This window comes from Pseudomonas sp. CCC4.1 (assembly GCF_035019225.1).
Classification (GTDB): domain Bacteria; phylum Pseudomonadota; class Gammaproteobacteria; order Pseudomonadales; family Pseudomonadaceae; genus Aquipseudomonas; species Aquipseudomonas bubulae.
Window position 1 is genome coordinate 1 of sequence record NZ_JASJWL010000044.1, and the last position, 13,728, is coordinate 13,728.

The following is a 13,728-nucleotide window of genomic DNA, read 5'->3' on the forward strand; positions in this document are numbered from 1 at the left end:
AGATGTGTATAAGAGACAGACCCCACCCGCATCCCCCTCACCTGGCAGGCTGGCAGGCTGATCGCTGGCAAATCTGTGAGGTTCCAGCCGTGGTGTGACTGAGTACCGCGGGCGCACAACGATGTCCTTCTCACCCACCCACACCTCGCGAACATCAATCGCCATGGCGGTGCTCGGCACGCCGGGCAAAGCCAGCAAGTCAAAACCTTTGAACAAGCTCGCCATCTTGGCCACATGGCCTGGCATGAAAGGGGCATCGCGCTCTGACTGCCAGGCGAGCCCCGAGGGTGCTCGTTGCAACCGTTAAAAACACGCCATTGCTGAAAAAACGCAACCCGCAGAAAAGACATTGTGTTGTTTCGAAAACAAATGTTATGTTGATAACAGAAGGCGAGAAAATGACACGCCGATAACAATCACATGCTTGGCGTGCTCCTATGTCCCCGGAAAAGAACAGTTTTCTTCAGTTGCTGGAACATGAGTTTTCCAACCTGACCCCCACCGGCAAGCGCATCGCCAGTTACTTGCTGGGCAATCCGCAGCAGTTGCCGTTCGAGTCTGCCGACAGCATTGCCCAGCAGGCCAGCACCAGCGGCATTTCCGTAGGCCGGTTCTTGCGCTCGCTGGGTTATCAGAACCTCGATGAGGTCAAGCAGAGCCTGCGCGGTGACGCTCCCGGCTCCTGGCTGATCACCGACCGCATCGGCGCCTTTCGCGCCGAAAACACCAACGACGATGCCCTCGAACGCTCCATGCACCGCGAAGTCGAGGCCATCCAGCAGGTTTACGGCCTGGCCCGCAGCGACGCTTTTGCCCGTATCGTGCAGCGCATTCATCAAGCCGATGCGGTGTTTATCCTCGGCATCCAGTCCACCCGCGGGATTCTCACCGCGTTTCACAGCCACCTCGAATACATCCGCCCCAAGGTCTATTACGTTGACGGCCTTTCCGGCATCTATGCCGAAACCCTGAACTCCGGCTTTGCCAACCCCTACGCGATCATTGCCGATTTTCGCGCCTATTCCAGCGTCACCCAGACCTTCTGTGACGCCGCCATCGACAACGATTTACCGCTGGCCCTGATCACCGATCTGCAGTGCCCATGGGCCCGGGACTACCCGACCCTGGATCTGTTGCAGATCAAGACCGATGTTGGCCAGTTCTGGGATTCACCGGCCCCCCTGGCGTGCCTGCTTAACCTGTTGGTGTCGGCCGTCGCGGAAAAATACGGCGAGCATCTGGATGCACGCCTGGCCAAAAACCGTCAGTTGCAAAAAGCTTTCGGCCAGTTCGAAGGCTGAGCCCCTCGCCCAAAACAAAACAGCACTGGAGTGTTTGTGTGAACCAAAGCGTTGCAAGCCCGAGCCCGCTCGTTGATATCGATGCCGAGCAGTACCAGGTGCAGATCGAGATGATCTATGCCACCGCCGACAACCTGGCCGGCAAAGTGATCTACCCCAACGCCCGCTGCCAGCTGCATCGCGATGCCGCCCAGTGCTTGCGCAAGGCCGTCGAGCTGGCCAGCCTGGCGGGTTTTACCCTGCGTATCTATGACGCCTACCGACCGCCCTATGCACAGTTTTTGTTATGGGAAGCCCTGCCCAATGGCGACTACGTGCGCGACCCGCACCTGGGCTCCCATCACAGCCGCGGCGTCGCCGTGGACCTGACCCTGGTGGACAGCGACGGCCAGCCGTTGGACATGGGCACCGCCTTTGACGCGATGCAAGACCAGTCCCATCAGTTCTACCCCGACCTGCCGGTCAACGTGCAGCGCAATCGCCTGCTGCTGCTGGGCATCATGCTGATCGCCGGGTTCCACGCAATTGCCACTGAGTGGTGGCATTACGAGTTGCCCAACGCCGACGACTACCCCCTGATCAACGAATGATACGGCCCACGAAACCACAGAGTTTCGAGGCCAGCGCCACTGCTTGAAGACAACAAGAAAACGCTGCACACCTGCTTGACCTGCTACTGCCCGGTTATAGATTCCAAAAATAAACCTACTTCCAGACATCAAATGTTGAAGGAAACCGGCATGACCCTCACTGATACCGTGACCCGCACCACCGCTTCACGTACCCGCTCACTGCTGCCTGGCCTGCTCTGCGCCGCCCTGAGCCTAGGGGCCTGGCAAGCCGCAACCGCGGCCACCGCCCAGGACACGCTGATTATCGGCAAGCCTGCCGACCCGCAGACCCTGGACCCGGCCGTGACCTTCGACAACAACGACTGGACCATCACCTACCCGTCGTACCAGCGACTGGTGGGCTACAAGACCGACGGCGAAAAAAGCAGCACCGAAGTCCAGGGTGACCTGGCCGAAAGCTGGACTGTGTCGCCGGACAACCTGGTCTGGGAGTTCAAGCTCAAAACCGGCAACAAGTTCGATGACGGCACCGAAGTCGACGCCAACGCCGTCAAGTTTTCCTTCGATCGCCTGATGACCCTCAAGCAAGGGCCGTCGGGTGCATTCCCGGAAGACATGGTGGTCGCAGTGGTTGATCCGCAAACCGTCCGCTTTACCCTCAAAACCCCGTTCGCACCGTTCCTGTTTACCCTGGCCCACAATGGCGCGTCCATCGTCAACCCGCTGGTGGCCAACAAGGGCGCTGAAGCCAACGCCTGGCTCTCCAGCCATACCGCAGGCTCGGGCCCATACCGCCTGGCCAGCTGGCAGAAAGGCCAGTCCCTGACCATGGAACCCAACCCCCACTACGCCGGTGCCAAGCCGGCGTTGAAAACCGTGGTACTGAAAATCATCGCCGAGCCTTCGGTACGCCGCCTGCAACTGGAGCGCGGTGACCTGGACATCATCGAAGACATGCCTGAAGACCAGCTCGGCTCACTGGCCAGCAAGCCAGGCGTGGTGGTCAAGGAATACCCGTCGCTACGGGTCACCTACCTGTACCTGAACAACAAGCAGGGCCCGTTGACCAACGTCGATGCGCGCCGGGCCATCACCGAGGCCGTGGACTACAACGGTATCGTCAAGGGTATTCTCAAGGGCAAGGCCGAATTGCTCAACGGGCCGATCCCGGACGGCATGTGGGCCTACGACAGCTCGCTGCCCGCCATGAAACAGGACATGCAGGCCGCCGCCGACAGCCTGGCCAAAGTGCCGAAGAAAATCACCAACCTGAGCTACATGTACTCGGACAAGGACGCCAACTGGGAACCGATCGGCCTGACCCTGCAAGCCGCGCTGATGCCCCTGGGCATCAACCTCAAGCTGGAAAAGACCGCCAACGCCACCCTGCGCGAACGTGTCGGCCAGGCCGACTATGACATCGCCGTCGGCACCTGGAGCCCGGACTTCGCCGACCCCTACATGTTCATGAACTTCTGGTTCGACTCAAAAATGCAGGGTCTGCAGGGCAACCGCTCGTTCTACAGCAACCCCCAGGTCGACACCCTTATCCGTGAAGCGGCAACCACCAGCGACACGGGCAAGCGCACCGAGCTGTACCAGCAGGCGCAAAAACAAGTGCTCGCCGACAGCGCTTACGTTTACCTCTTTCAAAAGAGCTACACCCTGCCAATGCGTGATTCAGTCAAAGGCTATGTGTTCAATCCCATGCTTGAGCAAGTGTTCAACCTGGGCAGCATGAGCAAGTAAAGCTGCTGCTGCGTGCGCGCCGGCAATGGCGCGCACGGTTGTGGATTTCTGTCGTTAGAGTGACTGAGGTGCCCTATGGCCTTCCTGACGTTGTTGCGCAAGCGCCTGCTTGGCCTGTTACTGGTCGTGTTCGGTGTCTCGCTGATTACCTTTACCATTTCCCACCTGATTCCCGGCGACCCTGCCCGGCTGATCGCCGGTGACCGGGCCAGCGATGCGCTGGTGGCCGGCATCCGTCATCAACTGGGCCTGGATTTGCCGCTGTACCAGCAATACGGCCGTTACGTGCTCGACCTGGTGCAGGGCGACCTGGGCACCTCGATCCGCACCAATCGTCCGGTGCTGGAAGACTTGCAGGCGTTCTTCCCGGCCACCCTGGAACTGGCACTGGTGGCGCTGTTTCTGGCCATCCTGGTCGGCGTGCCGCTGGGTGTGCTGTCGGCGGTCTATCACAATCGTGCCATTGACCAGATCGCCCGCACACTGGCCGTGACCGGCATCTCGACCCCGGCGTTCTGGCTGGGCCTGGGCGCCATCGTGCTGTTTTACGGCCACATCGGCTGGCTGCCTGGCGGCGGGCGTTTGTCCGAAGGTCTGACGCCACCGTCGACAATTACCGGCTTCTACCTGATTGACGCATTACTGGCGGGTAACTTCAGCCTGTTTGTCGATGCACTCAAGCACCTGATCCTGCCCGCAGCCACCTTGGGCTTTGTGACCCTTGGGGTTATCTCGAGGCAAATTCGTTCTGCCATGCTCGACCAGCTGGGCGAGGACTATATCCGCACCGCCCGCGCCTATGGCTTGTCGAAATGGACCGTGATCCTGCGCCACGCCTTGCCCAACGCACTGATCCCTTCGGTCACGGTGCTTGGGCTGACCCTCGGCGACCTGCTCTACGGTGCAGTCCTGACCGAAACCGTATTCGCCTGGCCGGGCATGGGCGCCTATGTGGTCAAGTCGATCCAGTCCCTGGATTTCCCGGCGGTGATGGGCTTCGCCATCCTGGTGTCGTTTATCTATGTACTGCTGAACATGGCCATCGATCTGCTGTACCGCGTGATCGACCCGCGCATCGGCGAGGTGAATTGAAATGTCCGTGCCTTTGACCGCAATACCGCGCCCGCAATGGCGTGAAAAGCTCACTTACCTGACCTGGCAGATCCGCCGCAGCCCGCTGACCATGGCAGGCCTGCTGATCACCCTGATGGTGGTGATGTGCATGATTTTCGCCCCCTGGCTGGCCAGCCATGACCCCAATACCCTGAACCTTGCCGAGCGCCTGGCGCCGCCTTCCGCCGAGCACTGGTTCGGCACTGATGAAGTGGGCCGCGACCTGTTCAGCCGGGTACTGTACGGCAGCCAGCAATCGGTGGGTGTCGGTCTGTTCGTGGCCTTTGCCTCATGCTTTATCGGCGGCCTGCTGGGCTGTTTTTCCGGTGTAATAGGCGGACGCTTCGATGCCCTTACCATGCGCCTGATGGACATCATGCTGTCGGTGCCGTCGCTGGTGTTGATCATGGCCCTGGCCGCCGCACTGGGCGCCAGCCTGTTCAACGCCATGCTGGCCATCACCCTGGTGCGGATTCCGTCCTATGTGCGCCTGGCCCGCGGCCAGGCCCTTGGCATTCGCCAGATGGGCTACGTGAAAGCCGCCGAAACCTTCGGTGCCCAACGCTGGCACATGGTCCACTGGCATGTGGCGCGCAACGCCATGCCACCCTTGCTGGTGCAACTGAGCCTGGACATCGGTAGCGCCATTCTCATGGCTTCGGCACTGGGCTTTATCGGCCTGGGCGCGCAACAGCCCACGGCGGAATGGGGCGCGATGGTCGCCACGGGGCGCAATTACATCCTCGACAACTGGTGGTACTCGACCTTTCCGGGGCTGGCGATCCTGATCACCGCCACCGGTTTCAACTTGCTGGGCGATGGCGTGCGCGATCTGCTCGACCCGCGGCAACAGGGGAAATGACCATGACTCACTCGCAACCGGTACTGGCCATCGACAACCTGAGCCTTGAGTTCCCGGCCTACAAGAGCAGCGTCAAGGCGTTGAACGGCGTGTCGCTGCACGTCAACCCCGGCGAGATTGTCGGTGTGGTCGGCGAGTCCGGCTCGGGCAAATCGGTGACCGCCATGCTGAGCATGCGCCTGCTGCCCGAACGCAGCTATCGCATCACCTCCGGCAGCCTGAGCATGCTCAACCGCGACATGCTCAGCGCCCCTGAAAAGGACCTGCTGAAAATTCGTGGCCGCGATGCGGCGATGATCTTCCAGGAGCCCATGACCGCCCTGAACCCGACCCGCCGCATCGGCCGACAAATGCTCGATGTCATCATCCACCACCAGAAAATCAGTGCTGCCGCGGCCCATGCCAAGGCTGTCGCCCTGCTGCGCGACATGCATATCGCCAGCCCCGAGCAGGTGCTGGAAAGCTACCCCTTCGAGCTGTCGGGGGGCATGCGCCAGCGGGTGATGATTGCCCTGGCTTTCTCTTGTGAGCCACAACTGCTGATCGCCGACGAACCCACCACTGCGCTGGATGTGACCGTGCAACGCCAGGTGCTGCTGTTGCTGCGCGAAAAGGCCCGACAAAAAGGCACCGCCATTCTCCTGATTACCCATGACATGGCGCTGGTGTCACAGTTCTGCGACCGGGTCTACGTGATGTACACCGGCGCGGTGGTGGAACAGGGGCTCACCGCCGATGTCATGAGCCACCCGCAACACCCTTACACCCGTGGCCTGCTCAGCGGCCTGCCGGAGATGGTCGAGCCGGGGCAACCGCTGCTGACCATCCCCGGGCAAGTACCCAACCTGGCACGCCTGCCCACCGGCTGCACGTTCGCCGAACGCTGCGTGCATGCCATGCCGGTGTGCGGTGAACGCCCGGTGCTCACCGCCATCAACCGTGACGAACAACGCAAAACCGCGTGCTGGTTGCCGCAACAGGAGCTTTCGCAATGAACAGCGCACTGATCTACCCCGTCAAGCAGAGCGGCCCCGAGATTCTGAAACTTGCCGATGTGCGCGTGCGCTTCCCTGTCAGCAACGACTGGCTGGGACGTCCCCGGGGCTATGCCCACGCACTCAATGGCATCGACCTGCAGGTACGGGCCGGTGAAACCCTGGGCATCGTCGGCGAGTCGGGTTGCGGTAAAAGCACCCTGGCACAATTGCTCATGGGCCTGCTCAAACCCAGCAGCGGCGAACTGAGCTGGGCCAACGGCAGCAAGGGCGAAGGCAGCAGCAACGTGCAGATCGTGTTCCAGGACCCGCAATCGTCGCTCAACCCGCGCCTGCCGATCTGGCGCATCATCACCGAACCGCTGTACGCCCGCGGCATGCGCTCGCGCGAACAAATGCGCAGCATTGCCGCCAAAGTGGCGGCTCAAGTGGGCATTCGTCCGGAATATCTGGACCGTTTCGCCCACCAGTTTTCCGGCGGGCAACGTCAGCGCATCGCAATTGCCCGGGCACTGTCATCAGACCCGGACATTATCGTTCTCGATGAGCCAACATCTGCACTGGATATCTCGGTGCAGGCGCAAATCCTCAACCTGCTGGCCGAACTGCAGCAGGCACGCAACCTCACCTACATACTGATTTCCCATAACGTATCGGTGGTACGCCATATGGCCGACCGCGTGGCGGTGATGTATCTGGGGCAAATCGTCGAACTGGGCAACGCCGCCCAGGTGCTCGATCAACCGCGCCATCCCTATACGCGCCTGTTGTTTGAAGCGGTACCGCGCCTGGGTGTGCCCTTGCTGGCCGAGCAGGTAGCGGCGCCCACCGAACTGCCGGGCAACCGCAAACTGCCCGAAGGCTGTTTCTTTCTCGAGCGTTGCAGCGCCAGCCGTGAAGGCTGCAAGCAAGCACAGGTAATGCGCGGCGGCGAGCACCAGCGGGTGCGGTGTCACGTTATTGGCTGAAACCGCTTTGCGAACCGGCATGGATGCCGGTAGCGCCGGATATAGACCCGGTATCCGGCTTGGCCACAACTCAAACCAGCCGTTGTATCTGCTTATGCCGCCACACGAGTCGGTAATAAGCCGTCTGTAGCACCAGCATGACCACATAGGTCACCGGGAACGCCATCCATACGCCTTGCAGGCCAAAGTGCGCATCCAGCATATAAGCCGCTGGCAGCTCGATGCACAGCACGCAAAAAATCGTGATCGCCATCGGCACCAGCACCACGCCACTGGCCCGCATGATCCCGCCGATCACTGCCTGGAAGCCAAACACCAGCACGCTCCACAGCATGATATGCAGCAAGTGCTCAGCCCGTACCCGCGCCTCGACATCGGTGATGAACAGGCCCAGCAACCAGTGCGACAGCACATAACCGAGCACCACCAGGGCACCGGTCAGGCACAGATTGATCAGCAAACCGGTGCGCAGGATCGGCCCGATACGCTCGATGCGTCCGGCACCAATGGCCTGGGCCCCGAGGATCGAGGCGGTAATGGCAATCGACAGCGCCGGAAACTGCACATAATTGACGATCTGGGTCACTGCGCCATAGGCCGCCGTAGCCTGGGAACCGTGACTGTTGACCAGCGCCAGAATCACCAGTTCGGACAGCGACAGCACCACCATCTGCACCCCGGTTGGCAAGCCGATGCGCAGCACCTTGCCCAGGATCTCGCGGTTCAGGCGCAGCGCGGCCCACAGTTCACGGTCAGGCGCCATCACATGTTTTTTATGACGCAAGCGCAGGACCAAAAACAGCATGGCCAGTACGTTACCCACCAGCCCTGCATAGGCCGCACTTTGAATACCCAAAGTTGGCAAACCGCCCCAGCCCAGGATCAGCGCTGGGGTCAGCAGCAACCCCACCACCGTGGAGACCATCAGCGCCAGCAACGGCGAAACCGTATCGCTGACCCCACGCAAAATCTGGGTAAAGAGGATAAAGACCAGCAGCAACGGCATGATCAGCATCATCACCCGGGCATAGCCGACGGCCTCTTCCAGCACGTCAACCGGGGTGCCCAACGCCAGCAGGGCCGGGCGCGCCAGCAGGCTGCCCAGCACCGCGGCAACCAGGCCGATCACCGCGCCAAGGGTCAGGGTTGCCCCGGTGATCTGCTTGACCAGTGCGGTTTCCCGCGCCCCCCAGGCCTGTCCGATCAGCACCGAGGCACCGGCGCCCAGACCGATGACCAGGGCGATAAAGAAAAACACGATGGGAAACATCCCCGACACCGCAGCCAAGGCCTGGGTGCCCAGCAACTGGCCAACGTAAATCCCGTTGAGGGTGCCGGAAAAGCTCTGCAGGAAATTGGACAGGACCATCGGCGCCAGGAAGATCAGGTAGATCTGCCATAGCGGCCGTTGTGAAGGGGTTTGCATGGAAAGTGAGTCCCGGAAAATAACGACGTGGGGTTATACCGCATATGTAACTTAATATTGAAGCCAATCCGCCCTCCTCCAAAGCCCCGGGCAATGGCCTTAGATCTGACTTTTCTAACAGCTGGCTGAACATGAAGAAATATTAAGAAACGTTTCAGCTTTTTCGAGGCAAAATGTGCTCACCGATAAAAAAGACCATCAGGTGGCGGTATGACCCGTATTTTGACCATTGAAGACGATGCCGTAACGGCGAAAGAAATCGTGGCGGAACTGACCAGCCACGGCCTGGAGGTCGATTGGGTCGCCAATGGCCGGGAAGGTCTGGTGCGCGCAGTCAGTGGCGACTACGACCTGATCACCCTCGACCGCATGCTTCCCGAACTGGACGGCCTGGCGATTGTCACCACCTTGCGCACCATTGGCGTGAGCACACCGATCCTGATGATCAGCGCCCTCTCCGATGTCGATGAGCGCGTGCGCGGCCTGCGGGCCGGGGGCGATGACTACCTGACCAAACCCTTTGCCAGCGATGAGATGGCGGCCCGCGTGGAAGTACTGCTGCGGCGCAAAAGCCCGGCCGACAAATACGAAACCTCGCTGCGCGTCTCCGACCTGGAGCTCAACCTGATTACCCGCGAAGCCAGCCGCAGCGAACAACAGCTGAGCCTGCTGCCCACCGAGTACAAGTTGCTGGAATTCCTGATGCGCAACACCGGGCAGATCCTCTCGCGCATGATGATTTTCGAGGAAGTCTGGGGCTATCACTTCGACCCGGGCACCAACCTGATCGATGTGCACATCGGTCGTCTGCGCAAAAAAATAGATCCGCCGGGCCAGGTGCCTCTGATTCGCACTGTTCGAGGCTCGGGTTATGTCATTGCCGAACCCCTCTAAGGGCTGGCGTTCTTCCAGCAGCCGGCTGCTGGCGCTGTACAGTTTTCTGTTTGTGGCCTGGAGCTGCATCCTGATGGGAGTGCTGTATTACGAAGTATCGGACTACCTGGGCAACCTGGCCAGACACTCCCTGATGCAGCGCCAACACCTGTTTGCTCGCTTTGAGGGTGAGCAACTCGACGAAGCGCTGGCCACCAGCATGACGTTCGATTTGCGTACAGTGGATGCCTATGGCCTGTTCGATGCGCAACACAGGCCGTTGAGCGGCCCGATCCAGACCATCCCTGCCGGGTTGCCTCTGGACGGGCAGATCCATGCCTTGAGCACCTGCATTGACTCCGACGACCCCAATCTACCGCAAGACAGCTGCGATGCCGTAGCCACGCACACCAATGACGGGCGCTGGCTGGTGCTGGTGCGCGATAACGGCTCATTGTTTGCCGTAACGCGGATTATTCTGCATGCGCTGTTCTGGGGTGTGTCGCTGACCATCATCCCCGGTATTGCCGGCTGGCATTTGTTGCGCCGCCGCCCGCTGCAGCGCATCCGGTCGATTCAGGCCAGTGCCGAAGCAATTGTCGCAGGCGACCTGACCTACCGTCTGCCGCTGTCCAACCGCCGTGACGAACTGGACATGCTGGCCGCCATCGTCAACGCCATGCTCGATCGCATCGAACTGCTGATGCACGAGGTCAAGGGTGTGTGCGACAACATTGCCCACGATTTGCGCACCCCGCTCACCCGCTTGCGCGCCCAGCTGTACCGGATGCGCCAGCAAGCCGTCGAGGGCTCGGCCGAGGCGTTGCAGCTGGACGAAGTGATCGGCGAAACCGACACCCTGATGGCACGCTTTCGCGGTTTGTTGCGCATCTCGGAACTGGAAGATCATCAGCGTCGTTCCGGTTTCCTGCAACTCGACCCGTTGCCTCTGTTGCAGGAGCTGTACGATTTTTACCTGCCGCTGGCTGAAGAGGGTCAGGTGACGTTGACGCTCGAAACGCCAGCGGCCTTGCCTGGCCTCACGGGCGATCGGGCTTTGTTGTTCGAAGCCCTGTCCAACCTGCTGAGCAATTCGATCAAGTTCACCCCGCCCGGCGGCGAGGTGATCCTGCGGGCGACCGACGACAATGGCAGCCCGCTCATCGAAGTGCTCGATACCGGCCCCGGCATCCCCGAGGCCGAACGGGTGGCGGTGTTCCAGCGCTTTTACCGGGTTGATGACAAGCACAGCGGCTTTGGCCTTGGCCTGTCCATCGTCGCCGCCATCGTCAACCTGCACGGCTTCAGCCTGGAGGTGAACAACCGCGAGAGCGGCGGCGCCCGGCTGACCCTGCATTGTCGCCAGAGCCTGATCAATCCCGGCTGACCGCGTTGCCTTTAATCGCGAGCAAGCCCGCTCCCACATGGACGATGCACATCCTGTGGGAGCGGGCTTGCCCGCGATTGGGGGGCACCACGGTGCTCCCGCAAAAAAACAATCCTCTGGCTCGATAGACACAACTTGGCACACTTTTTTCTTGTTATTTGCCGTTCGCAGTTTTTTCTCTGGAATCACAGCTTCCAGGGGGTGTAACCGCACCAGTTGCGAACAAGGGCGGTATAGCCGTCCATATTCAGTGCAAAGACCGACCAAAAGTCGCGTCAATGACCCGCTGTCATAAGGAATAACAACGATGTCTGATGTGTGCACGCCAACCCTCTCCCTGCATTCCCCCTATTTTTGTGCCTTGCGCCTGCGCGGCCAGAACGCCTGTCCAGGCACTGACACTTAGTCTGCACAGCCTCTGAAGCCCCGCCTTGTGCATACGGGCGACGGATAGCCACCTCCTGTTTTTCTGCGTACCCCCTGCTTGGCCGCCCTTTAAGCAAGTGCGGCAGAAGCGGCTCTTTTGGCATTGTTTACAAGACAGGTATGTCATGTCCGAATTTGACGCTATAACCGTTCCTCCCAATCGGCCGTGGGCCCTGGTATGGCATTACATCCGCCTGTATCCGCGCTGGTATTGGGGTATTACGCTGCTGCAAGTCGGCGCGGCGATGGCTGCCACGTTGATGCCCTACGCCATTGGCCGCATCACCGGCGCGGTCAGTGAAGGCGCCTGGCAACAAGGCGACCTGTTGCAGGCCAGCCTGCCCGCCCTGGGCCTGCTGTTCGCCCTGGCAGTGGTGCAATTGCTCTGTGCCAGGGGTGCCACGCTGTGCATGATCATGGTCAGGCCCCTGCAGAAAATTCGTATCGTGCGCGACATGTTTGCCTATCTGCAGCGTCACTCGGCCCGTTATTTCGGTGAACACTTTGCCGGTAGCCTGGCCCACCGGATCAATGAAGGCACCATCGGCCTGCTGGAAATCACCTGGCTGCTGATAGTGGAAATGCTGCCGATTGTCGCGGTGCTGGTCACCAGCCTGGTCATGCTGACCCTGGCTTCGCCCTGGTTGGGCCTGGGCCTGCTGGTCTGGGTAGCGGCGTACACCTGGCTGGCGTATCGGTTGTCGCTCAAGGCACAAAAACTCGCCGCCAGGCATGCCAGCGCGCGCAGCCTGACCACCGGCAAGATTGTCGATGCGGTGGGCAACCTCAACAGCATCCGTCTGTTCGCCCGTCAGGATTACGAACTCAACTACCTGAAACGCTACCAGATCGAGGAAAAACAGGCCGGACAACGCTCCTTCTTCTATCAGGAAAAGGTCCGCATGCTGCAGGACAGCCTGGCCATTGTGTTGCGGGTGGGGCTGGTGGCCCTGGCGCTGTACTTGTGGCATCTGGGCAAGATCGATGTGGGCCAGTTTGTCATGGTGGCCACCCTGGGCCTGATGATCGTGGCGCAATGCAGCTTTTTGAGCATGCAGTTCATGCATTTTTTCGAGTGCATCGGCAATATCGAGAGCAGTATCGATACCCTGCTGCAACCCCATGAAATGCCCGATCAGCACAGCGCCCAACCCGTCAATATCGAGAAAGGCGCCATCCGCTTTCGCGATGTCAACTTCGGCTATAGCCCCGACAGGCCGATCTTCAAGCACTTCAACCTGGATATTCGGGCCGGGCAACGGGTGGGTATTGTCGGTTTGTCCGGCTCGGGCAAATCAACGTTGCTAAGTTTGCTGTTGCGTTCGTACGATCCCCAGGGTGGCAAAATTGAAGTGGACGGCATCGATATACAGGCCATGACCCAGCAGTCGCTGCACACCCATATCGGCTTGATCCCCCAGGAGCCCGGACTGTTTCATCGATCCTTGCGCGAGAATATCGGCTATGGCGATGTGCATGCCGGTGACGCGCAAATTATCCTGGCCGCCAAGCGCGCCCATGCCCATGAGTTCATTCTGCAAATGCCCGAAGGGTATGACGCCCTGGTCGGTGAGCGCGGGGTCAAGTTGTCCGGTGGTCAGCGCCAGCGTATCGCTATTGCCCGGGCACTGTTAAAGAACGCGCCCATCCTGATACTGGACGAAGCCACCGCCAGCCTTGATTCAGAAACCGAAAGTCTGATTCAGAACAGCCTCGATGACATCATGTCGGACAAAACCGTACTGGTAGTAGCTCATCGCCTTTCAACTATCGCCCATCTCGATCGCATTGTTGTATTGGACAAAGGGCAGATTGCCGAAGATGGCACTCACCACCAACTACTGGAACGTAAAGGCCTGTACTACCGACTTTGGCAACATCAGTCCGATGGATTGTTGAGTGAACAAGATGAACTGAAAGATGACTTGCCAGTCACGGAAAAAGCGTAACAGCCCCTTCCCCCATATTATTCAGTTGCTTTTCCGCAACACTAACTGCCTGGTACGTTTTACGTTATTACTTGATGATAGTTGCCTATAAGCACCTGCCCACCGAC

Annotated in this window: 12 protein-coding genes; 10 read left to right on the forward strand and 2 right to left on the reverse strand. The window is 60.1% G+C overall.

Features of this window, described 5'->3' with window-relative positions; genetic code table 11:
• Window positions 1–225: hypothetical protein (locus QN377_RS16295; protein ID WP_323567644.1), on the reverse strand; the 225-nt coding region annotated here is incomplete at its 3' end.
• 212 nt (window positions 226–437) lie between these two features.
• Here QN377_RS16295 and QN377_RS16300 point away from each other — a divergent pair.
• The 7 genes from QN377_RS16300 (at window position 438) to QN377_RS16330 (ending at window position 7,560) form a co-directional block, all read left to right on the forward strand.
• Window positions 438–1,301 carry a MurR/RpiR family transcriptional regulator gene (locus tag QN377_RS16300; protein ID WP_095018640.1) on the forward strand — a complete coding sequence of 288 codons (864 nt, stop codon included), beginning with the start codon at window positions 438–440 and terminating at the stop codon, window positions 1,299–1,301.
• Window positions 1,302–1,339: 38 nt separating this feature from the next.
• A complete protein-coding gene (gene ddpX, locus QN377_RS16305) occupies window positions 1,340–1,891 on the forward strand; it encodes a D-alanyl-D-alanine dipeptidase (protein WP_095002831.1) in 552 nt (183 codons plus the stop codon).
• A 150-nt stretch (window positions 1,892–2,041) separates the two neighbouring features.
• Complete coding sequence (locus QN377_RS16310; RefSeq protein ID WP_095018639.1) at window positions 2,042–3,622, forward strand: ABC transporter substrate-binding protein; 1,581 nt, start codon at window positions 2,042–2,044, stop codon at window positions 3,620–3,622.
• Window positions 3,623–3,697: 75 nt separating this feature from the next.
• Window positions 3,698–4,714, forward strand: a complete 1,017-nt coding sequence (locus QN377_RS16315) for an ABC transporter permease (RefSeq protein WP_322212770.1) — start codon at window positions 3,698–3,700, stop codon at window positions 4,712–4,714.
• Between the two features lies 1 nt (window position 4,715).
• Window positions 4,716–5,597, forward strand: a complete 882-nt coding sequence (gene ddpC / locus QN377_RS16320; RefSeq protein WP_095018638.1) for a D,D-dipeptide ABC transporter permease — start codon at window positions 4,716–4,718, stop codon at window positions 5,595–5,597.
• A gap of 2 nt (window positions 5,598–5,599) precedes the next feature.
• Window positions 5,600–6,592, forward strand: a complete 993-nt coding sequence (locus QN377_RS16325; RefSeq protein ID WP_095002835.1) for an ABC transporter ATP-binding protein — start codon at window positions 5,600–5,602, stop codon at window positions 6,590–6,592.
• Window positions 6,589–7,560: an oligopeptide/dipeptide ABC transporter ATP-binding protein gene (locus QN377_RS16330; RefSeq protein ID WP_095018637.1), complete on the forward strand. Its 972-nt coding sequence runs from the start codon at window positions 6,589–6,591 to the stop codon at window positions 7,558–7,560. The genes QN377_RS16325 and QN377_RS16330 overlap by 4 nt, the downstream gene beginning before the upstream one ends.
• Window positions 7,561–7,630: 70 nt before the next feature.
• Here the strand turns inward: QN377_RS16330 and QN377_RS16335 are convergent, their stop codons facing one another.
• Entirely contained in the window at window positions 7,631–8,986 is a 1,356-nt protein-coding gene (locus tag QN377_RS16335) for an MATE family efflux transporter (protein ID WP_095018636.1), read from the reverse strand.
• Between the two features lie 210 nt (window positions 8,987–9,196).
• Between QN377_RS16335 and QN377_RS16340 the strand changes: the two genes are divergently transcribed.
• The 3 genes from QN377_RS16340 to QN377_RS16350 all read left to right on the forward strand — a co-directional run bounded on the left by QN377_RS16340 (window position 9,197) and on the right by QN377_RS16350 (window position 13,621).
• Window positions 9,197–9,880: a response regulator transcription factor gene (locus QN377_RS16340; protein WP_016780653.1), complete on the forward strand. Its 684-nt coding sequence runs from the start codon at window positions 9,197–9,199 to the stop codon at window positions 9,878–9,880.
• Window positions 9,858–11,246 (forward strand): sensor histidine kinase, encoded by a 1,389-nt coding sequence (locus QN377_RS16345; protein WP_095002838.1) that lies wholly within the window; start codon window positions 9,858–9,860, stop codon window positions 11,244–11,246. Before QN377_RS16340 ends, QN377_RS16345 begins: the two co-directional genes overlap by 23 nt.
• A 551-nt stretch (window positions 11,247–11,797) precedes the next feature.
• The gene (locus QN377_RS16350) at window positions 11,798–13,621 is read left to right on the forward strand and encodes an ABC transporter ATP-binding protein (protein ID WP_150628155.1); all 1,824 of its coding nucleotides are present in this window, start codon (window positions 11,798–11,800) and stop codon (window positions 13,619–13,621) included.
• Window positions 13,622–13,728 lie beyond the last annotated feature (107 nt).